General features: G+C 53.1%; 20 protein-coding genes. 4 read left to right on the top strand and 16 right to left on the bottom strand.

Going from position 1 to position 21,479, the window contains the following annotated elements; translation table 11 throughout:
- Positions 1–101 precede the first annotated feature (101 nt).
- The 3 genes from KNP80_RS09125 to KNP80_RS09115 all read right to left on the bottom strand — a co-directional run bounded on the left by KNP80_RS09125 (position 102) and on the right by KNP80_RS09115 (position 3,813).
- Positions 102–1,697 carry a CTP synthase gene (locus KNP80_RS09125; protein ID WP_021066089.1) on the bottom strand — a complete coding sequence of 532 codons (1,596 nt, stop codon included), beginning with the start codon at positions 1,695–1,697 and terminating at the stop codon, positions 102–104.
- A gap of 236 nt (positions 1,698–1,933) precedes the next feature.
- Positions 1,934–2,413: a DNA-directed RNA polymerase subunit delta gene (gene rpoE / locus KNP80_RS09120; RefSeq protein ID WP_029594652.1), complete on the bottom strand. Its 480-nt coding sequence runs from the start codon at positions 2,411–2,413 to the stop codon at positions 1,934–1,936.
- A gap of 149 nt (positions 2,414–2,562) precedes the next feature.
- Positions 2,563–3,813 carry a hypothetical protein gene (locus KNP80_RS09115; protein WP_214834589.1) on the bottom strand — a complete coding sequence of 417 codons (1,251 nt, stop codon included), beginning with the start codon at positions 3,811–3,813 and terminating at the stop codon, positions 2,563–2,565.
- Between the two features lie 171 nt (positions 3,814–3,984).
- On the opposite strand from KNP80_RS09115, the gene KNP80_RS09110 reads away from it, so the two are divergent.
- Positions 3,985–5,283: a methyl-accepting chemotaxis protein gene (locus tag KNP80_RS09110; RefSeq protein ID WP_029594650.1), complete on the top strand. Its 1,299-nt coding sequence runs from the start codon at positions 3,985–3,987 to the stop codon at positions 5,281–5,283.
- Between the two features lie 38 nt (positions 5,284–5,321).
- Here the strand turns inward: KNP80_RS09110 and KNP80_RS09105 are convergent, their stop codons facing one another.
- The 7 genes from KNP80_RS09105 to KNP80_RS09075 all read right to left on the bottom strand — a co-directional run bounded on the left by KNP80_RS09105 (position 5,322) and on the right by KNP80_RS09075 (position 12,409).
- Positions 5,322–7,451: a (Fe-S)-binding protein gene (locus KNP80_RS09105; RefSeq protein WP_021066085.1), complete on the bottom strand. Its 2,130-nt coding sequence runs from the start codon at positions 7,449–7,451 to the stop codon at positions 5,322–5,324.
- Positions 7,452–7,541: 90 nt separating this feature from the next.
- A complete protein-coding gene (locus KNP80_RS09100; protein ID WP_029594649.1) occupies positions 7,542–8,258 on the bottom strand; it encodes a hypothetical protein in 717 nt (238 codons plus the stop codon).
- Between the two features lie 6 nt (positions 8,259–8,264).
- Positions 8,265–8,780: a GNAT family N-acetyltransferase gene (locus KNP80_RS09095; RefSeq protein ID WP_214719301.1), complete on the bottom strand. Its 516-nt coding sequence runs from the start codon at positions 8,778–8,780 to the stop codon at positions 8,265–8,267.
- Positions 8,781–8,913: 133 nt separating this feature from the next.
- Positions 8,914–9,342 (bottom strand): hypothetical protein, encoded by a 429-nt coding sequence (locus tag KNP80_RS09090; protein WP_214719299.1) that lies wholly within the window; start codon positions 9,340–9,342, stop codon positions 8,914–8,916.
- Complete coding sequence (locus KNP80_RS09085; protein WP_214719297.1) at positions 9,339–9,758, bottom strand: YwiB family protein; 420 nt, start codon at positions 9,756–9,758, stop codon at positions 9,339–9,341. Before KNP80_RS09085 ends, KNP80_RS09090 begins: the two co-directional genes overlap by 4 nt.
- A gap of 186 nt (positions 9,759–9,944) precedes the next feature.
- A complete protein-coding gene (locus KNP80_RS09080) occupies positions 9,945–10,604 on the bottom strand; it encodes a Type 1 glutamine amidotransferase-like domain-containing protein (RefSeq protein ID WP_214834587.1) in 660 nt (219 codons plus the stop codon).
- Positions 10,605–10,699: 95 nt separating this feature from the next.
- On the bottom strand, positions 10,700–12,409 hold the full coding sequence (locus KNP80_RS09075; protein ID WP_285800917.1) for a glycoside hydrolase family 13 protein: 1,710 nt from the start codon (positions 12,407–12,409) through the stop codon (positions 10,700–10,702).
- Positions 12,410–12,622: 213 nt separating this feature from the next.
- Here KNP80_RS09075 and KNP80_RS09070 point away from each other — a divergent pair, with 213 nt between their 5' ends.
- Together KNP80_RS09070 and KNP80_RS09065 are read left to right on the top strand one after the other, a co-directional pair.
- On the top strand, positions 12,623–13,087 hold the full coding sequence (locus KNP80_RS09070; RefSeq protein WP_214719294.1) for a GNAT family N-acetyltransferase: 465 nt from the start codon (positions 12,623–12,625) through the stop codon (positions 13,085–13,087).
- Positions 13,088–13,134: 47 nt separating this feature from the next.
- A complete protein-coding gene (locus KNP80_RS09065) occupies positions 13,135–13,899 on the top strand; it encodes a MerR family transcriptional regulator (protein WP_214719292.1) in 765 nt (254 codons plus the stop codon).
- Positions 13,900–13,925: 26 nt separating this feature from the next.
- Here the strand turns inward: KNP80_RS09065 and KNP80_RS09060 are convergent, their stop codons facing one another.
- From KNP80_RS09060 to KNP80_RS09035, 6 genes are read right to left on the bottom strand one after another with little or no spacing between them, the layout of a single operon-like run.
- Positions 13,926–14,579 carry a hypothetical protein gene (locus KNP80_RS09060; protein WP_214719290.1) on the bottom strand — a complete coding sequence of 218 codons (654 nt, stop codon included), beginning with the start codon at positions 14,577–14,579 and terminating at the stop codon, positions 13,926–13,928.
- Between the two features lie 35 nt (positions 14,580–14,614).
- Positions 14,615–15,616, bottom strand: coding sequence for a polysaccharide deacetylase family protein (locus tag KNP80_RS09055; protein WP_214719288.1), 1,002 nt, complete (start codon positions 15,614–15,616; stop codon positions 14,615–14,617).
- A 19-nt stretch (positions 15,617–15,635) separates the two neighbouring features.
- Positions 15,636–16,220: a hypothetical protein gene (locus KNP80_RS09050; RefSeq protein ID WP_021066075.1), complete on the bottom strand. Its 585-nt coding sequence runs from the start codon at positions 16,218–16,220 to the stop codon at positions 15,636–15,638.
- 12 nt (positions 16,221–16,232) lie between these two features.
- On the bottom strand, positions 16,233–17,375 hold the full coding sequence (locus KNP80_RS09045) for a DegT/DnrJ/EryC1/StrS family aminotransferase (RefSeq protein ID WP_214719282.1): 1,143 nt from the start codon (positions 17,373–17,375) through the stop codon (positions 16,233–16,235).
- Complete coding sequence (locus tag KNP80_RS09040) at positions 17,372–18,214, bottom strand: NAD-dependent epimerase/dehydratase family protein (RefSeq protein ID WP_214834584.1); 843 nt, start codon at positions 18,212–18,214, stop codon at positions 17,372–17,374. The genes KNP80_RS09045 and KNP80_RS09040 overlap by 4 nt, the downstream gene beginning before the upstream one ends.
- 29 nt (positions 18,215–18,243) lie before the next feature.
- Entirely contained in the window at positions 18,244–20,163 is a 1,920-nt protein-coding gene (locus tag KNP80_RS09035) for a polysaccharide biosynthesis protein (protein WP_214719276.1), read from the bottom strand.
- A gap of 420 nt (positions 20,164–20,583) precedes the next feature.
- Between KNP80_RS09035 and KNP80_RS09030 the strand changes: the two genes are divergently transcribed.
- Positions 20,584–21,336 carry a homing endonuclease associated repeat-containing protein gene (locus KNP80_RS09030; RefSeq protein ID WP_214719271.1) on the top strand — a complete coding sequence of 251 codons (753 nt, stop codon included), beginning with the start codon at positions 20,584–20,586 and terminating at the stop codon, positions 21,334–21,336.
- Positions 21,337–21,479: the final 143 nt, after the last annotated feature.

The raw sequence follows: 21,479 nt of genomic DNA, 5'->3' as shown, positions 1-21,479 counted from the left end.
TGTACCCGGATTTCGGGCAACATGTATCCACCTGAAGCTGTTGCGCACATCAGCCTTTTGCCCGAGAAAAAAGGCCACAGTCATAGACTGTGACCTGCCACTCACTCGCCGAGTGAGGCTTGGATGAAATCGTGGAACAAGCGTTGCGGACGCTCTGGACGCGAAATGAGTTCTGGGTGGAACTGTGACGCGACGAACCACTTGTGCTCTGGAATCTCAATGATTTCGACGAGACGGCCGTCCGGGCTCGTTCCTGAGAACTTGAACCCTTCTGCCTCGAACGCTTCACGGTACTCGTTGTTGAACTCGTAACGGTGACGATGGCGCTCGTAGACGAGCTCTTGGTTGTAAGCGGCGTGCGCTTTCGTACCTGGCTCGAGCTTGCATGGATAGAGGCCGAGACGGAGCGTGCCGCCGAGATCCTCGATATCTTTTTGTTCTGGAAGCAAATCAATAATCGGATAGTTCGTCGTCGGATCGATTTCGGCCGAGTGGGCACCGTCGAGCTTCAAGACGTTACGGGCGAACTCGACCGTCGCGAGCTGCATGCCGAGGCAAATCCCGAAGAATGGGACGTTGTTCTCACGCGCATAACGCGTCGCTTCGATTTTCCCTTCGATGCCGCGTTCTCCAAATCCGCCTGGGACGAGAATCCCGTCTGCGTCTCCGAGAAGCGTCTCGACATTCTCTGCCGTCACCTCTTCAGCGTTGACCCAATCGATATCGATGTCGGCGTTGAAGGCGTAACCGGCGTGCTTGAGCGATTCTGCTACCGAGATGTACGCGTCACGAAGTTCGACGTATTTTCCGACGAGAGCGATTTTGACTTTCTTCTCGAGGTGCGTGACCGTGTGCACGAGCTCTTTCCAAGCCGTCATGTCAGCGGCCGGCGTGTTGAAGCCGAAGTAATCGTTGACGAGTTGGTCCATTCCTTGCTTTTGAAGGTTGAGCGGCACTTCGTAAAGCGTCGACGCATCTTGTGCCTCGATGACCGCTTCTTTACGTGTATCACAGAACAAGGCAATCTTTTCCCGCATCTCTTCTGGGATATCGTGCTCGGTACGGAGGACAATGATATCCGGCTGAATCCCGTAACTGCGGAGCTCTTTGACGCTATGTTGGGTCGGTTTTGTCTTCATCTCACCGGCAGCGCGGAGATAAGGGACGAGCGTACAGTGAACGTACATGACGTTCTCTTTGCCGATATCGTTTTTCACTTGACGAATGGCCTCGATGAACGGAAGCGACTCGATGTCCCCGACTGTTCCACCAATCTCTGTGATGACGACATCTGCGTTCGTCTCGCGACCGGCGCGGAAGACGCGGTCTTTAATCTCATTCGTGATGTGTGGAATGACTTGGACCGTTCCCCCGTTATAATCGCCACGACGCTCTTTTTTCAAGACCGTCGAGTAGATGCGACCTGACGTCACGTTGGCGTTTTGCGACAAGTTGATGTCGATGAAGCGCTCGTAGTGACCGAGGTCAAGGTCCGTCTCAGCGCCGTCATCTGTGACGAACACCTCTCCGTGCTGGTACGGGCTCATCGTTCCTGGGTCGATATTGATATACGGGTCAAACTTCTGAATCGTCACGTTCAAACCTCGGTTTTTGAGTAGACGTGCGAGTGAAGCGGCTGTGATCCCTTTACCGAGTGAAGATACTACCCCACCTGTTACGAAAATATACTTTGTCATCATCATTCTCCTCTCTTAAATGCCACAACGGGAAACGAAAAAACAAAAAAAGCAAAAGTGCCCCCACTGAAATGGAGGACACTTTTGCTGCATCGTTACGTGCTAAACTAGCCCATGACTAATTTACGTCAGAGACGATGCAGTCGTCAAGTCATTATTTTTTCTTTTTTTTCAACTGTCAAAAAAGAAAAAGAGACACGCCTAGCCGGGACAAATGCCCGGCTTTTTGCGGTCTCTTATAAATCATCCTCGTCTTTAAGGTCGAGGTCGTCGTCCAAGTCTTCGTCCTCGAACTCGTCAAGGCCTTCCACTTTTTCGGCTTCATCCTCGGCATCGAACTCAGATGCGTCAAAATCTTCACCTTTTGCAAAGACGTCAAGGTCGTCTTCAATGTCGACGATGCCTTCATCCGTCTCATCGATCTCTTCTTCGAACTCATCGAGCTCACCGCGCTGGCGTGCTTCGATGACGAGATCTTCGTCTGACTTATCGAACGGATACCAAACACGAAGCGCCCAACGGTTAGCTCCCAAGTTGACGAATAGTCCGTCGATGTTCATGTCCGTGTAGAGTTGCGCGATTTTCTCGAGCTCCTCCTCTTCACTTGCGAACGTATAGTTTTGTCTGATCAGCTCACGAATCTCATCAAATGACACTGGTTGCTCGCCAGTCTTTTGAAGAATTTCGTAAACGAAATCGATCAACGATTTATTCATTAAAGGACACTCCTTTTCCGTCACTAGTTAAACATCACTCCTCATTATAAACAAAACCGATATGAAAAAGCTAGAGGAAATTATTTTGAAGTTTCAACGGTTTTTTGGATGCTTAACCAATAGAGCGTAATCAATCCGACGTTGAAGATTCACGTCAAACCGAGCACCCCGAGCATCCAACCGCGCGGGACTTTGAAGGACAACTCTGCATTGACGGACTGGCCAGTATATAGGCCGTAGCCGAGCAATCCAACCATGAGCGCGGAATAAGCGACGACCATCCCGATCCGTTTCCATAGTTGCAAGAGCAGCGAGGCGAACTCTTTGTTGTCCCCATACGATGCATATAGATAGACGTGACCCGCACTCGCGTACATCGTCTGGACGTACCCACTCACAAACAGGACCGGAATAAACACGAGCGGCTCCAAGAAACCGAGGAAGAATAGCAGCGACGTGACGAGCAGGACGTAGTACGGATGGCGTGCCACGTCGAACACACGGTTCAATAATATCCAGCCGATGACGCCCGCCAAGAACGGCATGAACACGTAGAATAAGAGCACTTGAAACGAGTATAGGGCCAGACTGACGAATACGGCGCCAATCAACGTCCAACCGCCAAATAACCCGACGACGAACGAGAGCAACTGGACTTGCCGTGTTTTGGTGGCACTGACGTACGTTCTCGTCCGCTCCTGGAACAATACCCACCCGACGTAGCCGAGCAAAATAATCATCAATAAAAAGATTTCCACGTACCCGCTCGCCTCTTCCAACAGGCTGAGGAGACGGCTCACCAACGTGAACACGGTGACGGTGATGAAGGCAAGCACGAACTTCCCTGTCGCCCATGCCCACGTCGCCGTTTTCTCGAGCGGCAACTTTCTCACGAACAGCCAAGGCAGGATCAGACTGACGAGGAAGAGGATGACAGCCTCGTCATATGATCGAGTCAGCACATAAGAGAAAATGACGATCCAGGCAACGAGTGCGAGTACGAGCGGGAGCGAACTCCCTTTCTGATCCGCCGACTCGTCTGTGGTGGACAGTTCCTTCAGCTGTGACAAAATCGTCGTCATAATCGACCCGACACCGATCGATCCGACACCGACAAGAAAAGCGCTCAATTCGATCGCCCAGCCAAACGGCAGCAAAAAGCAGATGAGTCCGGTCACCAAGACGGTCAGCGCCAGTAAGAATGTCTGTTTCGAGCCAAGGCGACCAATGATGTACACCCATAGAAGCAGTCCCGACATACTCGCCACGTAAAAAATCATGAACGGGATTAATCGTCCAACGCCGTCTTCGACCGCCATGATGGACAAAAATAAAATTTGAGGCAAGATTTGACTGCTGAGGGCACTGACAATCGTCAATAACACGACCGTGTTTTTCATTAAAGATACCTCATTTCTAGAAAATGATTGAATCGCTCTCCTTTCCTTCTTTCCCGCCCCCTTCCATTCGAGAACCTCTCGAATCACACATCAGCTCCTCAGTTTTTTCACATGTTTGCCGATATAGAATAGAACGCTATTTTAGCTGTACGAGAAAAAGGAGAATGAAACATGGCACTGTTCCGTAAATCAAAACCTACCGCTTACACCGCGTCGATCGGCTTCCCTGATGTGGCTAAGACCGCACGACCGACCGATCCAAATTTGAACGGGCGCACCCATTATATGGGTTATACGGCATCGCAAGTGAAGCGACTCCAAGACATGGCCCCGCTCGTCGAGTCCGTGTTAGACGATGTCCTCGAAAACGTCCTCGACCACTTGATGTTGCAGCCTGAGATGGTCCAAATCGCCAACGCCTCGTCGACACGTGAGCGGCTTAAAAAAGTGTTCGCTGACTACTTCCGGAGCTTGTTGACCGGAAACATCGATGAAAAGTTCCTTGCGATGCGTAAACGGATGGGCCAGACGCATCACCACTATGCCGTACCGGTCGTCTGGTTCCTCGCGACCTATTCTGCCTTCAACACGTTGCTCGTCCCAAAAATCGTCGAGACGTACCAACACGACCCGGCCACATTGACCGAATCGCTCCTCGCATTGTCCCATGCGATGAACTTGGACGCCCAAATCGTCACTGAGCAGTACGTCGATGCGCGTCTCGATGAGATTGAATCGGCAAACGTCGCCCGAGCGACGCTATTGAACGATGTCAGTCGCGTCAGCACGGAAGTCGCGACGACGATGGAGCAGACCGGTCACGCCATGTCCGAGACGAGCAAGCGAGCCCATCAAGTGTTGTCCGAGACCGAGCAGACGGAGAAGATGAGCCGTCACTTGATGAGCTTGACGCATACGAACGGCGAGCAAATCGAACAGATGGAATCCGAGTTCAAACAGTCGGCGACGTACGTCGACGCCTCGCTCGATCGCATCACCGCGCTCAAGGACGGCTCGCAAGAAATCGTCAGCATGACTCGGAGCATCGAACAGATTGCCAACCAGACGAACTTGCTCGCCTTGAACGCATCAATCGAAGCGGCCCGAGCCGGTGAGCACGGCAAAGGCTTCGCCGTCGTCGCGACCGAAGTGCGGACGCTCGCCGAGAATGCGAAACAGCTGAGCAGTCAAATCAACGTCCTCATCCATGAGAATGAAGCGAACATCGCCGCCCTGCTCGATCAAATGGGACAGATGCATCGAACGAACGACGAGGCAATGCGTCAACTCGGTGCCGTCAAAGCTGGCTTCTCGACCGTCAAAGACGAGATGGGCAATTACGTCATGTCGTTCGAACGAAACAAGCAAGACCTCGGCCAAATGGTCGAGACGATTTCGGCCATCAATGAGACGACGCAAGGACTATCACACCTGACGTCTTCCTTATTGGCCACTTCCGAGATGCACTAACGACAAACAAGGCACGGTCCGCGGACCGTGCCTTGTTTTTATTGGACAATCGGTTCTGGTACTTCGATTGGAGCGAGGGAGCGATCAAGCAATTCGACGACGTCGAACGTACCGACCGTCTCATCGACTTCTTTCGCTTTCGTCCCGTCCGAGAGCATCGTCAAACAGTACGGACATGCCGACCCGATGACCGTCGGTTTCGTCTCGAGCAACTGCTCGGTCCGGGCCACGTTAACGCGCGTCCCGACTTTCTCTTCTTGCCACATGAGACCGCCACCGGCGCCGCAGCACATGCCGTTCTCACGGTTCCGCTCCGCCTCGACGAGTTCGACACCTGGGATGCGTTCCAAGACGAAACGTGGGGCGTCGTAAATACCGTTATAGCGTCCGAGATAACATGAGTCGTGATAGACGACACGCTCGTTCACGGAGAAGTCCGGTTTGACCCGGCCCGTATCGAGCAGCTCGGCGAGGAGCTCGGTATGGTGATACACTTTCACACCCGTGAGTCCAAAGTCCGGATACTCGTTTTTGAACGTGTTATACGCGTGCGGGTCGACCGTGACGATTTTCGTGACCCCATACTTCTCGAACAGTTTGATGTTCGCTTCGGCGAGCTCTTGGAACAACAGCTCGTTCCCGATGCGGCGTGGCGTATCCCCTGAGTTCTTCTCTTCGTTACCAAGGATGGCGAACGAGACGCCGGCCTTGTTCAAGACGCTCGCAAAGCTTTGCGCGACTTTTTGGCTACGGCTGTCGTATGAGCCCATCGCTCCGACCCAGAAGAGGAATTCGAACTCTTCGCCGGCCTTTTTCTTCTCTTTTGCCGTCGGGATGACAAGTTCTTCCCGGTCTTTGCGCCAATTCTCGCGCTCTTTCCGGTTCATCCCCCACGGGTTGCCTTGACGTTCGATATTGGCGACCGTACGCTGCGCTTCTGGATCCATCTTGCCTTCCATCATGACGAGGTAACGGCGCAAATCGATAATCTTGTCGACGTGCTCGTTCATGACCGGACATTGGTCCTCACAGTTGCGGCACGTCGTACATGCCCAAATCTCTTCTTCGGTGATGACGTTGCCGATCAACTCGTCGGCGACGAGCATATGCCCGTCTTGGGCCGCGGCGGCAATCTCGGCCCCTTGCGTGTTTTGGAACAAGAGCGCCGGTGCCCACGGTGACTTCCGTGTGACGGCGGCCCCTTTCATGTTCATATGGTCGCGCAGCTTGACGATGAGGTCCATCGGCGACAGCATCTTACCGGTCCCGGTCGCCGGGCAGACGTTCGTACAGCGTCCGCACTCGACACAGGCATACAAATCGACGAGTTGTTTTTGGTTGAAGTCTTCGATTTTATTGACCCCGAAGACGACTTCTTCGTCCGACTCCTCGGCTTCTTCCATCGCCGAGAAATCGACCGGAGCGAGACGACCGACCTGGTGCGTCCGTCCGAGCCAGACGTTGAGCGTCCCGGCGATCAAGTGGGCGTGCTTGCCTTGCGGGATATAAATCATGAAGCTGAGCAAGAACAAGAGATGAAGCCACCAGAAGACGACGAACAAGGCGAAGGCGACCCCTCCCGGTACCCAAGCAAACGCCGAACCGATGAGCGTCGCGACCGGTTCACCCCACATCGGAAGTTCTTCCTTATAGACGAGGTAGAACCCGTTCCCGAACAAGACCGATACCATCAGCCCACCGATGAAGATGAGGGCGAGGCCGGCCAAGAAGTTTCGTTTCAAGCGCACGAGCTTCTCGATGTAACGGCGGTAGAATCCCCAAACGACCGCGACAAGAATCATGAGCATGACGATTTCTTGCATGAACGTGAAAATCGGATAGAGCGGACCGAGCGGGATATGCGGGAAACGCGTCCCGACAGCAAGCCCTTTCCAGATGAAGTCGATGGCCCCGAACTGGACGAGGATGAACCCATAGAACATCATGACGTGAATGATGCCGCTCTTCTTGTCTTTTAACAATTTCTTTTGGCCGAACACATTGATCATGACCTGTTCGAGCCGTTCCTTATTCGTTTGGCTCCACTCTGCCTGCTTCCCGAGCTTGATGAACGTATAGCGCTGATAGACCAGCGAGGCGAACAAATACAGTCCATAGCCGAGGACGAGCAAGAATAGAATCCAGTTGACGATTAAAAATGTAGACATCCCCAAAACTCCCCCTTATGAAAACGGATTCAATCTTGAATTCAGTATATCAAACAATGAATGAACAGTCATTCATTTTTATCGAAGGGGTCAAAAATTGAGCACATGCTTCAAGAATAAGAGGATGCCGCCATACCCGACGACCGCGAGGACGAACGTCCGGAAGTGAAGGTTGCGGTCGGCTGGAAGTTCGAACTTGACGATATTCAGAATCATCGCCCCGGCGACGAACGCGAACAAGATGGCCTCGACGTGCGAGGCGAGATCGATGAAACGGGAGAAGAAACCGCCGATGAGGATGCCGCCGCTCAACAAATAACGTCCTTGCCGAAGGTAGCGTTCCCCGTAATGGCGATACAAGTCGTGACCGACGGCGAGGAAGTGGACGCCGAGCGCCGTCGCGTAGAAGCTGCGGGCGACGAACGTGACGGATGATGCCGTAACGACGTAAGCCGAGAACGACATATATGCCGTCAACAGCGTCACTTGGAGCCAATACGACACGTTCTGATCAATCGTCTCGTCTTTGAAGTGTGGCGTTCGAACGACACGCATCGTCCCGTAAAAGACGGTGAAGCCGAGCAGGCTGATGACATAAATCTCCGACGGCAAGGCCAGGTCGAGCCATTCGACCCGGAGCGTGTCTTGCCGCTTATTCAAAGACGGCAAGAGATACATGAAAAAGTACGTGATGGCGATCCCGCTCGAAAACGAGAACCATTTTTGAGACGGTACCCGGTCTCGTGGAAACAGATAGATTCCCCAAAAATTGATCAGTGCTAAATAGACCACGATCCAATTCGCCATCTCACGTCATCCTTTCAGTTCAATCCAAAACCGCTCGACGATTTTCCCGCCTTCCGCTGTGAACGGTGTGTCCGGTATTCCTCCGTTATTCAAGATGACTTGGCGTGACGCCACGTTCGTCCGGTCACACGTAATCAACGCCCGCTCAATCCCGAGTTCTTTCGCTTTCTCGAGCGCGAGCTCGAGCTGTTTCGTTGCCAGACCGCGTCCACGTGCGCTCGGCTTGATGCCGTAACCGATGTGGCCCCCAAAGTTGAGGAGGTTGTCATTCAATTCGTGGCGGATATTCGCCGCCCCGAGCAACTCGTCCCCGTCCGTCAGCCAATACGTCGTGCTCGGCACCCAACTGAGGTTGTTCACCCGTATCTCTTTATCACGAATCTGTTTGACGTACGACGCAAAGTCAGACGCGTCGCGGTCGACCGCGTTCGGGACGATCGTCTCTTCCCGCTCCCGCCACTCCTTTAAAAATTCGAGTACTTGCGCTTGTTGCGCCATCGTTGTTTTGACGAGCTGTAGCATCTGACGTCCCCCTAATTGATTGGTCTCTCTTCATCATAACGAAGCCGATTCACGTTGAAAACAGACGTTCCTGTGACGAGATGTCGCCTTTTTCATAGAATCATCTAGCAAAAAACCCGCAATCGATTGCGGGTCAGTCTTCTAATCCTAGTCGTTTTGGCATCTGTGGGGCGAGCGTACGGGCCTCGTCTAAACGGCCAGCCTCGACGAGCGTGTGGAACCGTAAAAATTCCTCATGTGTCGCGTCACCGATGGCCGCCAAATAATCGATATAGCGTTCGTACGCCGACTTGTCTTCCGGCCGCGCCTCGATCAACGCGACGTAAAGCCGGACCGTATCTTCTCCATAAAGAAGCGGGAACTCATCGTTCAACTGGAGCAACTTGTCGACCGAGTCCATATCGACACCGGTCTCGTTGTCATAGTGCCCGACGACCTGCTCAGCATGGTCCTCGAGGCGGCCACGCCACTCTTCATACTCGTCCTCGTTCGTCTCGAGCATCTCGAACCAATCCTCGTTCAACATCTCTTCAATCTTTTTCACGCGTTCTGCAAAATTCATGCGAACTCTCCTCCTTCAAACGTCCATGTGACGTCGACGTCATAATTTCCCGCCATGTCTTCGTTCATCGATAACTCGTAGACGAAGCGGCAACGGCCGTCCGCGACATCGAGTCGCTCTGTCGTCGTCGCCATCGTCATCGACATATATAGGTTTTTATATAGGCTTTGCGTCAAACGTCCTTCGATAAAGGAATGATTCATCTCGATCGGTCCTTTACAGATGAGCGCGAGCCGGCCTGTCGTATATTTGATTGTCGTCGGAACGACACCGTCTTCCCGTTCTTGATCGAACGTCAAGATGAAGCCGGTCTTCAATTCATAATAGAGCCCCTCGGCTTGCAGCTCGATCGGTTCCGCGATCTCACTGATCGTCGTCTTTTGGCGCACACGTACGCGTTTCGGTTCAATTGCCATGATGATTCCCCTTTCCGCTGTCCCATCGTACCATATCTCGCGAACGGTCCGGAATCGGTAACTTTTTCTTTCCCGGTTCGCACGCGCTTCACACGTCGGGCCCGATCAATTTTATATTATGTGCGTGCAAGAAGTCCGCTTCAAGCAAAAGACCGCGGATGTGATCATCCGCGGCCGTTCGTTCCGTTAAAACTTCAGCCAATTCCCTTCCGAAATCACGTCTACACGCCCGTCGACGACTCGAATCGCCGTCTCGTCATCGATGGCGTAGCTCGGCCCAGCCAACATGCCTGCCCATTCGGTCGCATGCTCGGACGTGTTCTCCGGCAACATCTCATGATCGAGGTGAGGGAAAATCGAAAAATCGACGTAGCCTAGCGTCTCATCGCTTTGCACGCCTGGCGCCTGCCAACCGACAAACGCCTCCCCGATTCTCGGGGTCATAACCATGCTGCCGGCACTCAAACCGACATAGACGCCATTCCAATCCGGTAACAGCTGCGAGACACCGGACTGCTTCATCCAATAATGCAAGAACAGTGGGTCGCCTCCGTTGACCAACAACACATCCGCCTCGTCGAACGCCGGTCTCCAAACCGTTTCATCAAGACTTGGGAGGGCACTCAATTCGAGGACCCCGACCGACTTCCACCCTACCTCACACATCGGCGTCGAGAAATCACCGTTGAAAAAGTTCCACGCGTGATTCGTCCCACCCGGCAACGCGTAAATCGCGGTCGGGATGCACAGGGCGGTACACTCCTCAATCGGTTTCCCTAACAACTCGAGTAACGTTTGTTTAATCCGGTCATTTTTAATCCCGGCCGATGTCAGTAACAGTCTCATTCCAACCCCTCCTCGTCTTGTCTATATATGAATTCGTGCTCTCTCGTCATTTCCCTGTACGCAAAAAAAAAGACAGGGAATGTCCCTGTCTTCGATTAACTCATTTTATAGACGCGCCCCTCGAACGGCTTCAAGTGGACGAGTGTCGTCTCATCATGCGGCTCGAGCGGCATATTTTGCAAGACGACGTCTTCCGAGCGAAGCGTGAGCTCCGTCGCAAAGATGGCTTCTTTGCCCGTCAAGTTCGTCATGACGAGGTATTGCGAGTCACCGAGCGTGCGCGTGTACGCGTAAATCTCCGGGTGTTCCGGCAAGACGATGTCATACGTCCCGTAAACAAACGTCTCGTCTTGCTTGCGAAGACGAATCATCTCTTTATAGAAATTGAGAATCGAGTCGTCGTCTTCGAGCTGGGCGTCGACGTTGATGTCCGTGTAGTTCGGGTTGATGCCGAACCAAGGCGTCTCGGCGAACGTGAAGCCCGCGTTCGGGGCATCGCTCCACTGCATCGGTGTGCGCGTGTTATCACGTGACGAGTTCCACGTGATGTCCATCATCTCCTCATGGCTCTTGCCATGTTCGAGACCGATGTAATAGCGGTTTCGTGTCGCGATATCATCGTACTGGTCGATCGAGTCGAACTTCACGTTCGTCATGCCGATCTCTTGGCCTTGATAGATGAACGGCGTCCCTTGCATGAGGAAATACATCATCGCAATCGATTTCGCGCTCTCTTTCCAATAGCGCTCGTCATCACCCCATGACGACACGGTCCGTGTCTGATCGTGGTTCTCGACATAGAGGGCGTTCCAGCCGTCTTCTTCGAGACCTTTTTGCCATTTCGTCAGGACGTTCTTCAAATGGACGACGTCGAGCTTCGACTCGGCGTCTTCGCGCCAAAGACCCATGTGTTCGAATTGGAACACCATGTTCATCTTGCCTTCCTTCTCGCCGACCCAAAGGTGAGCGTCGTCAGGCGACACGCCGTTCGCTTCCCCGACCGTCATGATGTCGTGCTTGTTGAACGTCTCGTCGCGAAGCTCTTCCAAATAACCGTGAATCCCATCGACGTTCATGTGCATCTCGAACGATGGCACGAAGTCGAGGCCTTCTGGGTTCGGCAAATCGCCGAACGATGGATGTTTGCGGATGTGGCTGATTGCATCGACACGGAAGCCGTCGATGCCTTTGTCGAGCCACCAGTTGATCATGTTATAGATCGTCTGGCGCATCTCGGCGTTCTCCCAGTTCAGGTCCGGTTGTTTCTTCGAGAAGACGTGCAAGAAATATTGCTCCGTCGTCTCATCGAACTCCCAGGCCGACCCGCCAAAGATTGACTCCCAGTTGTTCGGTTTCGAGCCGTCGGGTTTGCCGTCACGCCAAATGTACCAGTCACGCTTCGGATTGTCTTTCGAGCTCTTCGATTCGATGAACCATGGGTGCTCGTCCGACGTATGGTTGACGACGAGGTCGAGCAACAACTTCATGCCGCGTGCATGGACTTCCGTCAACAGTCGATCGAAATCTTCCATCGATCCGAACTCGTCCATGATGTCCTGATAGTCGCTAATGTCATAGCCGTTGTCATCATTCGGCGACTTATACATCGGACAAATCCAGATGACGTCGACGCCGAGGTCTTTCAAATAGTCGAGCTTATCGATGATGCCTTGGATGTCGCCGATTCCATCGCCGTTCGCATCGTAGAAGCTGCGCGGGTAGATTTGATAAGCGACGGCTTCTTTCCACCAGTTTCGTTTCAGTGTTTTCGTTTGTGTGTGTTGGTCACGTTGTAAAAGTTGCATGTCTCAATGATACTCCCTTATCCCTAAACTCACTGCGCATCCTATATACTAATATCAGTGCTGTTCTCTCTATATCGCATTAGCGCAATCGTTTGCACGATGCACTACGTTTATCTTAACAAAAATTCGAAATCAATACAAAGAGTGTTTCAACAGCTTACTCACCGTGTACCCTACACGAATTTGAAATGAAATGAAAGTGAGGCGACTTATATGATTCGTTTGGCCACACAGGCCGATCTTTCGGCAATCGATCAACTAATTTTAAAGAAAGCCCAAGCTTTTCAGGCAGCCGGAAAAACGCAATGGGTGAAATATTTGGAACCGAGCCGGACCGATTTTGTGACTCATGACGTCACGAACGGGACCGTGTATGTATATGAAACAAATGGAACCATCACCGGGTCGGTCAGTTTGATTCCGCCGACGGCTTGGGATGAGAATTTATGGGACGATTCCCGGGGGGCCGTCTATTTACATCGGCTCGTCGTCGACGACCGAATGAAAGGCCAACAAATCGGCGAACAGCTGATGCGTCATGCACTCGCAGCAACGTCGGACCGGATTCGCCTCGACTGCGTCGCCACGAACTCTTTTTTGAACGCCTATTATCCCCGCTTCGGCTTCCGGTACATCGGCGAACGGGATGGTTTTTCTTTGTTTGAAAAAGAGGCTTGACCTTGACGCGACGTCAACGTGTACGCTGAATCCAAGGAGGTGAGGACATGTATACGATTCAACAGCTCGCCACGCTCGCTGGCACGACCACACGGACGCTACGGCACTATGATGCGGTCGGTCTGCTTGTTGCCGAGCGTGACGTCAACGGGTATCGCCGTTACTCGTCACAGGACGCCGAGCGGTTGCAGTCGATTCTGCTGTATCGTTCGCTCGACTTTCCACTCGAGACGATTCAGGCGTTGCTCGAAGCCGAACCGTTCGATCGGACCCGTGCCCTCAAGGAGCAGGTGACCGCGCTGCGCGCAAAGGCCGCCTATTTCGCGACACTCGCCGAGACGGCGGAATCGACGCTCACCTCACTGAGAGGAGGAATTTCAATGGAAGACAAATCGTTGTTCAACGGTCTGTCGTTTGACGAACTGAAAACCCACGAAGCGAAACACGAGCCCGAGGTCGTGGAACGTTGGGGCGAGAGCGAGGCGTACAAGACGTCACGTGCGCGCGCCGACAAGCGCTCGAAAGAAGACTGGGAAGCTCTCAGTCAACAGCAAGTCGATCTCGTCAAACCGCTGGTCGACTTGTTCACGGCCGGTGTCCCGGTCGAAGACCCACGTGTCCAAGCGGCCGTCCAGGCGAACCACATGTTCATCAACGACCAGTTTTATGACTGCTCGCTCGACATGTTCAGCGGACTCGGACAGATGTACGTCATGGATGAGCGTTTCACCGCATTCTATGACAAGTACGCCCCAGGACTTGCCGTCTACTATAATGACGCCATCCAACACTATTGCATCACCCAAAGCTAAACGGCCAAAGCATCACGCTTTGGCCGTTATTTCGCCGTTCGGCGGTCATAGACATCTTCCTTTAACAGCAACTCGATTTGCCGTCTCAGGAGGGGCAATACGGTCGTGAGCTGTAAATACGGGTACGTGGCAAAATTATCCGTCCCGCCGATATAGAGCACGGCCCGGTCGACCACGGACCAGCCCCGCTCGGTCCACTGTTCGATTCGTGCCTCACAGACGTCCGGTTTGGCCCGGAACGCCCAGTATGCCTCAATTTGCCCTTCGGCGATCGTCGGTTTGACTGTCAGCACCGGACAGTCGAATCGGGCGAGGACACTCGGGTCAATCGGTCCCGTTTCATGGGTGACGATCAGTTGTGGATCGAGACGATCGAGCCACATCGTCGTCTTCGCATCGTTTAATGAAGTGACCCGCAGGATGTGATGGAACGGAATCGGCTCGTCGTTCAACGGATAGCGACCTTTCAATTCTCGAATCCGGGCCCGGCTGGATACGCGCATGAGAGGCGACATCGACCGGACATAGGCGTGCGTCAGCCAATGGTTGAGCGATTCGGGTCGATGCTCGCTCGGACCATCTTCTCGAATCACATGGGTCACCCCTAGGTTGCGAATCGCCTGATAGACGTAGGCGGATGTGCGATGTTCCCCGATAAGTAACACGATGGGTCGACCCATGGCGTTTCCCTCCTTCCATTTTCCTAACACAACGCTCATCCGTGACGCTCCTGCGTCGAGACGACGACCGGACGGCACCGGTCAGCCACTTCTTCCATCGATAAACTTTCGAATTGGTATGTCTGGTGGAGCTTCTCATAATGAGCGACGATTTCGCTCAACATCGCCATATTTTCCGATAAGTGCTTCCCGAAGTTATGCGGGTGCCACCAGAGATGGAACACTTGTCCGGTCTTGGCCGCATGCGTCATGCTGCGCTTGATACGACGCAATTTGAGACGGTCGAGGAAGCGGAGCGGCGGCACGTACGGACGGAGGAAGCGGCTCGAAGGTACGTTATACGGAGAGGACTGGCGAATGGATTCCCATGAGACGGTGTGATGCCCGGTCAAGTTCACGTAGGCGTCCAACAGTCGAAGGGCCCGTCGGCCTAACCCCTCATCCCCTCTCGCATCGGCCCGATAAATGTAATGGGTCTCATTGCCGCGATAGACATCGATGCCGACCTCTTGAGCTGCCTTGAAATGCGCCGGACTCGATTGGTTACGTGGATAGACGATACTTTGAATCGGGACATCCCGCCGTGCCGCCACACGCTTCGCCGCCTCAAGGTCGGCCTTGAACGCCTCGATGGTCACACCTTCCTCGAGACAAGAGAGATGGCAATACGTATGAGTTCCAATCGTTTGGCCAGGGGTGGCGATGATTTGATCGACGAGTGACTTCCCGAAGTGATACGGATCGGTCGCCTCGTCCGCCCCAACGTGCTGCATCCAGTTGTACGAAGAATATTCGGGATGACGGTACGCCGGCTGAATCGTCGGCAAGTCTTTCAACAGTTCCGCTTTCGTCTCATAGAACAGGAAGCCGACGGTCGCCCACGTCACATGAATCTGATGCGCGGCGAACAATTCGAGCAGGCTTGGAACGACTTGCCGTACTCCAAGTAGATTCTCGCCATACGCCTCGATCGTCGTGCCGTCAAACGTGACCCAGTTCAATTCGAAATCTAACGAGATGACAAATGCTCCGTTCATCGCGATTCCTCCTCCATGTTCACTTCTTTCCATCACACGACTCACGAAGCTCCAACTCGGCGAGTGCCCGTTTCCAAGAGCCATACCGCCGCGATATTTTGGCAACACTCGGTCGTTTATGTTGTTTGGCCCATTTCTGATACGTGACGGCGTTGAATGGGACCACGACCCGGCTTGCTTCGAGTAACGATTGGACGATTTCTGCTTTTTCACGTTCTGGTTGGACGGTAAAATGGAGTTCTTCTAAACGCTCAACCGTTTTCACGGCCAGACTCCAAGACCCGAAGTGGGAAATAATATCACCTAGGGAAGGGGCGACTTGACCTTTGGCCCATTGTTGATAGTGGGTGCTCGTCAATCTCCCTTCCTGTTCAAGTGCGAGCCGAAGCGCTGCGATGAGTTCTTGTTGGGTATACTGTTTGCGGGATTCGACGAGCCCGGCCGCTTTTAACGCACCGGTCCATGACCCATAAAAATTGAGAACGTCGAGGAACGTCGGGACGTCTCGGTCTCGGCTCCAGAGCTGATATTGTTTGACAGTGAGGGTCGGAGTCAGAGATGCAGCGGCTCGAAGCGACTGGATAATCTCTGCTTCCCGGTTCATCGTTCGTCCTCCTCAGACACTTTGTTCGGTCACGATTGTACGTGTATCGAGTACCGTCTGGATGACTTGCTGTTGTTCTCCGAGCGTCAAATCAGATCCCGACGGAAGACAGATGCCGTTTTCGAAGAGTCGGCGACTGACGTCTTCTCCGTCGACCGACACGTATTCTGCATCGCGGTAAACGGGCTGTAAGTGCATCGGCTTCCAGACGGGACGCGATTCAATCCCGGCCGTGGCGAGCCGCTGCATCAATGTGTCACGATGCAATTCGGTTTGGTCCAATTGCATGGCCGTGAGCCAACGGTTGGCCCGTGAATATGGGACCTCTTGTTGATACGTCGTCCCAAGTTGCCGGAACATGCGCTCGTAGCGGGCGAAGACTCGACGTCTCGCTTGGACGCGCTGTTCAATCACTTCGAGCTGTCCCCGACCAATGCCGGCCGAGACATTGCTCAATCGATAGTTGTAACCGACTTGTTCATGCTCATAATGCGGCGCATCTTCCCGGGCTTGCGTGGCCAACTTGAGCGCTAACTGTTTCGTTTCCGCATTCGGCACCATGAGCATGCCGCCGCCTGAGGTCGTGATGATTTTGTTGCCGTTGAACGAATAGAAGCCGATGTCGCCAATCGTGCCCGTCATCTGCCCGTGCCATGTCGAACCTAGTGATTCGGCCGCATCTTCAATCAACGGGACACCATACTCGCGGCAAATATGGCGAATCTCACCTATTTTCGCGACGACGCCATAGAGATGCACGACGATGACTGCTTTTGGAAGTTTCCCTTTCGTCGCCGCTTGGACGAACGCTTTCCGGAGCGCGTCCGGCGACATGTTCCACGTCGTCGTTTCCGAATCGATAAAGACCGGGATCGCCCCGACATAACGGATCGGGTTGACCGATGCCACGAACGTGAGCGATTGACAGAAGACTGTGTCATTTGTCCCGACACCGAGGGTAAGTAGCGCTAAATGGAGGGCGGCCGTGCCTGAGCTTGTCGCCAAGGCGTGAGGATGATCCGCATATGCGGCCACTTCCGCTTCAAACGCATTGACGTTCGGGCCGAGCGGCGCGATCCAATTGCTCGCGAACGCCTCTTCGATATAAGCCATCTCACGTCCGGACATGTGCGGCTTCGATAATAAGATGTTCATTTGATGCCCTCCTTCATCATGTTTTTATACGAGATATACCAGTCGACGACTTGCTCGAGCCCTTCAAACAGCGATGTACTCGGGCTAAAGCCAATCAAAGTATCGAGCGTCGGGATGTCCGACTGCCGGAGCACGGATGTGCGCATCGGCAACGACGTCTTGGCCGATTTGTTGAGGATGTGCCCAATATCGGACAGTAACGTTTGAACGATCACGTAGTCCGAGGCTGGAATTTGAAAGTAGCCGACGGGCGACAGCCCTGTTTGAATCAAACGCAATAGTCGAACGACCGACTCAACGACGTCATCGATATAGGAGACGTTGATGATATCCGTCGCATAATAACCGGAAAGACGGACGCCGCGGTCGACGGCGACAATCGCTTTGGACACGAGTGTCGAGGCGTCATCCCAAGGTCCGAAGACGTCTTCCGTGAATAAGTGGATGGCGGGATCTTCTTCGCTCACTTCCTTTACCGGGAGGTCGAACGTGATGAACGACTCGAGTGGGACTCGTGTCGTATGCAGCGCGATGTACCGCTTCATCAACTCGTATCGTTCGAGCGGGTCGTCGACGGTACGGGTCGAACATAGGATGATGTGGCGTGGTTCATGTCGCTTCAAGATGCTGCGCATGACCGTCTTGTTCGCGAGTGTCGTGCGAATCAACTGAAACTGCGGGTGCGTCAGGACGTAGAGACGTTGTTTGGCAATTCTCGTCTTGTGCCGCCCTTCATCGTCGATTCCGACGACGTCAAACCCTTCCTGTAACAGTCGACGTGCCAGATGGAATCCTTGAAAGCTGGCGACGCCGACGATGATCACTGTTTGATCGACCATCGTTCTCCCCTCCTCGCTCGTAGTGGCGTTCAGTTCCCATCGGCGAGACGTGATGCGGCGATATGAGGACGCATCCGTTTCACCCCGTGTGTGAACAGCCGTTCGACGTCTCGATCGAGGTCGTCGCTGTTGGCGATGAACAGCAACAGATACATCAACGCGTCACGGTCATCGCGGAACGTTTCAATCAAATGCAAGACAGAGGAGACGGTCTTGAACGACCGGGTCCGACCGACGAAGATTTTTGGGAAGACGTTCGCTTCCGGACCGAGCTCACTTTCGGCCAACAGTTCTTCATACAACTTCTCACCAGGACGAATCCCAGTGACCTCGATTCCAATCTGATCGGTCGTGAATCCGCTCAACTCGATCATCTTTTTCGCCAAATCGATGATTTTGACCGGGTCACCCATATCGAGCACGAACACTTCACCACCTCGCGCTAAGACGCTCGCTTGAATGACGAGGCGACTCGCTTCCGGAATGGTCATGAAGTAACGGGTCATCTCGGGATCGGTGACGGTGACCGGACCCCCGCGTAAAATTTGTTCTTTAAACAGCGGGACGACCGAGCCACGGCTGCCGAGGACGTTGCCGAAGCGGACGACCGCAAAAATCGTATCACTGACACGAGCTTTCTCTTGGACGACCATCTCGGCAATTCGTTTTGTCGAACCCATCACGTTCGTCGGATTGACCGCCTTGTCCGTCGAGATCATGATGAAGCGATTCACTTTGTGCCGGGCCGCGACGTCGACCATATGTTTCGTCCCGTAAATGTTGTTTTTGACGGCTTCGAGCGGATTGTCTTCCATGAGTGGAACGTGTTTGTGGGCGGCGGCGTGATAGACGATGTCCGGTTTATACATCCGGAACACTTCTTCAAGCCGGGCCTCATCCTGCACATCACCGATGACGGGATAAAGCACCGTGTCCGTCCCGAGTTCGCGCAGCTCGCGTTCAATCAAGTAAATACTGTTCTCGCCGTGACCGAGGAGAATCATTTCAGCCGGGGCAAATTTGATGAGCTGACGGCACAGTTCCGAACCGATGGATCCGCCGGCACCCGTGACGAGTACCGTCGCTCCTTCCACATGACTAGAAATTCCAGATATGTCCAACTGGACCGGTTCTCGGCCTAGCAAGTCTTCGATTTTCACTTCGCGGATTTCACTGATGGAGACCTTCCCGGTCGCGAGCTCCGAGATCATCGGTAACGCATGGGACTCAGCACCCGTCTTCTCAATCCGCTTGAGCAAGGCAAGTCGTCGCGCATAGGACAGGCTTGGGATGGCCAAAATCACGACTTCAATCCCGTGCTCTTGGATGATGCGCTCTAAATCGTCCGTTACCCCGAGCACTGGAACACCGTGCACGTAAAGCGACTGTAAGTGCGGGTTGTCATCGAGTAGACCGACGACGCAGAGGACGGTCGTCCGATGTTCTTTCAACTCACGGACGATCAACTGGCCCGAATCACCAGCCCCGATGATGAGCGCTTTTCGTCCGGGATGATTGGAGTGCGGTTTGAACACATCGAATACGTGGTTGCGGGCCAAGAATCGCGTGAACAAAATCAAGTTGAAGGCGAGCAACCCTTGGACAGCGATGATCATGCCGAGCCCTGCCCCGAAGTGGAACTGGTTGTAGGCGTACAACACCAAGTCACTGCTCAGTAAGGCGATAGCGACTTGTTTCATCTCATGGACCGAGGCGTAACGCCAGTCGATACGATGGATTTTTAACACCGTCCCGACGAGACTGAAGCTGATGATTTTGATACCGACCATCATCAACATTTCGCTCGATTCGAGCGCCGCGTACGACGTAATCGTCGAGAACAGCAATTCAAACGTCGCATAGAGCACAAATGAGACGATCAAGATGTCAAGACATAAGAACAGCAAATTCCGTTGATTCTTCCGATACACGTTCACAAGTGTTGCCATGGTAGTTCGCACCTCCAAGAGTCTGAGTTGTTCGTTCGTGGTGTGGGTTGGAATGCGCAAAAGATGCGTCGATGCTAGTAAACTACCCGACTCTTCTCGACAAATTTAAAGATAAAACAAGCTTTTTCTCATGAACGACACGGATGGCAACAAAGGAGTTCACGAAATTATTATCATGATTTCTTTCACATAATGAATAATTGTCGGACAAACGGGAAATGGGAATATACATAACCCGAATTGGGTATCGTTTACATTATCTTGAATTTCGTCTAAAACATCATGTAAGGAGGTAAACATCGATCGTACGCATTCTTTTTGACTAGCTCGTTGACTCTTCAACCAATACAAGCTGTTCATTCACACCAAGAGACCTTCCGAGACGCTCGCTGCGTCTCCCTCCAAAGGAGAGACACCAAGATGAAAAAATGGACACGCCCTCAAATCGTACAAGCGTTGCAGTTAGCTGCTCAAGAACATGCCGAGCTCGATTCGAAACGGTACAGCGTTTGGTCGCAAACCAAAAACGTACCGTCCCTTTCCACCGTTATCCACCAGTTCGGGTCTTGGCGCGAAGCACTCGTCGCCGCCCAAATTCAAATGTCGTTCCATTACTATTCAGATGAGGATATCCTTCAGGCATTGAATCAAGCCGCTGAGGAACTTTCGCTCTTCACGAGCCAAACGTATCGGGAGTGGTCGAAAGTGACACGTTCCCCGTCGCTGACGTTAATCAGCAGCCGGTTCGGCTCTTGGTCGAACGCGCTCCGGGAAGCCAAACTTCAGACGACCGCGGCGAAAAACAATGAAGAACGGATTATCCAAGCGTTGATTGAAGCGTCCGAGGAACTCGAACGTCTCACATCTCAGCATTACGCCATCTGGGCCCAAGAGCGCGGCTATCCGACGGTCGCGACCATCGCCCGGAAGTACGGGTCATGGAGCTACGCCTTGTTCGTCCTCGATATCGCCCCACCGAAGCGGAAATGGGATGAAGAAGATGTCATCGAGGCGCTTCGGGTCGCTAGACAAGAGTTGTCTCACTTCAGCATCCTCCATTATCGGAAATGGGCCGAAGGACGAAACGTGCCGAGCACATCGACCATCAACGCCTTATTCGGCAGTTGGACGGCGGCGTTAAAATGTATGGAAGAACAAAAAGTGAATCAATAAAAACAGGCCCGGTCTCTAGACTGACCTAGCGAAATGAGACACTAATAAAAACACCTTGATTAGGCTGCCATCCCACCGTATTTTATCGGTGTAAGGTAGCCTAATTTTTCTTGGATACGTTCTTCGTTGTAGTAGGTCAAATA

The organism is Exiguobacterium sp. E4787, assembly GCF_018618375.1.
GTDB lineage: Bacteria > Bacillota > Bacilli > Exiguobacteriales > Exiguobacteriaceae > Exiguobacterium > Exiguobacterium chiriqhucha.
The sequence above is the reverse complement of the archived record's forward strand: the minus strand, read 5'-3'. Positions and strand labels throughout refer to the sequence as shown.

Excerpts from the sequence above, each read along its gene's own strand:
- KNP80_RS09110 (WP_029594650.1), top strand. The coding sequence starts at position 3,985 with ATGGCACTGTTCCGTAAATCAAAACCTACCGCTTACACCGCGTCGATC.
- KNP80_RS09105 (WP_021066085.1), bottom strand. The coding sequence starts at position 7,451 with ATGTCTACATTTTTAATCGTCAACTGGATTCTATTCTTGCTCGTCCTC.
- KNP80_RS09095 (WP_214719301.1), bottom strand. The coding sequence starts at position 8,780 with ATGCTACAGCTCGTCAAAACAACGATGGCGCAACAAGCGCAAGTACTC.
- KNP80_RS09040 (WP_214834584.1), bottom strand. The coding sequence starts at position 18,214 with ATGGTCGATCAAACAGTGATCATCGTCGGCGTCGCCAGCTTTCAAGGA.
- KNP80_RS09125 (WP_021066089.1), bottom strand. The coding sequence starts at position 1,697 with ATGACAAAGTATATTTTCGTAACAGGTGGGGTAGTATCTTCACTCGGT.
- KNP80_RS09070 (WP_214719294.1), top strand. The coding sequence starts at position 12,623 with ATGATTCGTTTGGCCACACAGGCCGATCTTTCGGCAATCGATCAACTA.
- KNP80_RS09075 (WP_285800917.1), bottom strand. The coding sequence starts at position 12,409 with ATGCAACTTTTACAACGTGACCAACACACACAAACGAAAACACTGAAA.
- KNP80_RS09050 (WP_021066075.1), bottom strand. The coding sequence starts at position 16,220 with ATGAACCGGGAAGCAGAGATTATCCAGTCGCTTCGAGCCGCTGCATCT.
- KNP80_RS09060 (WP_214719290.1), bottom strand. The coding sequence starts at position 14,579 with ATGGGTCGACCCATCGTGTTACTTATCGGGGAACATCGCACATCCGCC.
- KNP80_RS09065 (WP_214719292.1), top strand. The coding sequence starts at position 13,135 with ATGTATACGATTCAACAGCTCGCCACGCTCGCTGGCACGACCACACGG.
- rpoE (WP_029594652.1), bottom strand. The coding sequence starts at position 2,413 with ATGAATAAATCGTTGATCGATTTCGTTTACGAAATTCTTCAAAAGACT.
- KNP80_RS09115 (WP_214834589.1), bottom strand. The coding sequence starts at position 3,813 with ATGAAAAACACGGTCGTGTTATTGACGATTGTCAGTGCCCTCAGCAGT.
- KNP80_RS09100 (WP_029594649.1), bottom strand. The coding sequence starts at position 8,258 with ATGGCGAATTGGATCGTGGTCTATTTAGCACTGATCAATTTTTGGGGA.
- KNP80_RS09085 (WP_214719297.1), bottom strand. The coding sequence starts at position 9,758 with ATGGCAATTGAACCGAAACGCGTACGTGTGCGCCAAAAGACGACGATC.
- KNP80_RS09045 (WP_214719282.1), bottom strand. The coding sequence starts at position 17,375 with ATGAACATCTTATTATCGAAGCCGCACATGTCCGGACGTGAGATGGCT.
- KNP80_RS09090 (WP_214719299.1), bottom strand. The coding sequence starts at position 9,342 with ATGAATTTTGCAGAACGCGTGAAAAAGATTGAAGAGATGTTGAACGAG.
- KNP80_RS09055 (WP_214719288.1), bottom strand. The coding sequence starts at position 15,616 with ATGAACGGAGCATTTGTCATCTCGTTAGATTTCGAATTGAACTGGGTC.
- KNP80_RS09035 (WP_214719276.1), bottom strand. The coding sequence starts at position 20,163 with ATGGCAACACTTGTGAACGTGTATCGGAAGAATCAACGGAATTTGCTG.
- KNP80_RS09080 (WP_214834587.1), bottom strand. The coding sequence starts at position 10,604 with ATGAGACTGTTACTGACATCGGCCGGGATTAAAAATGACCGGATTAAA.
- KNP80_RS09030 (WP_214719271.1), top strand. The coding sequence starts at position 20,584 with ATGAAAAAATGGACACGCCCTCAAATCGTACAAGCGTTGCAGTTAGCT.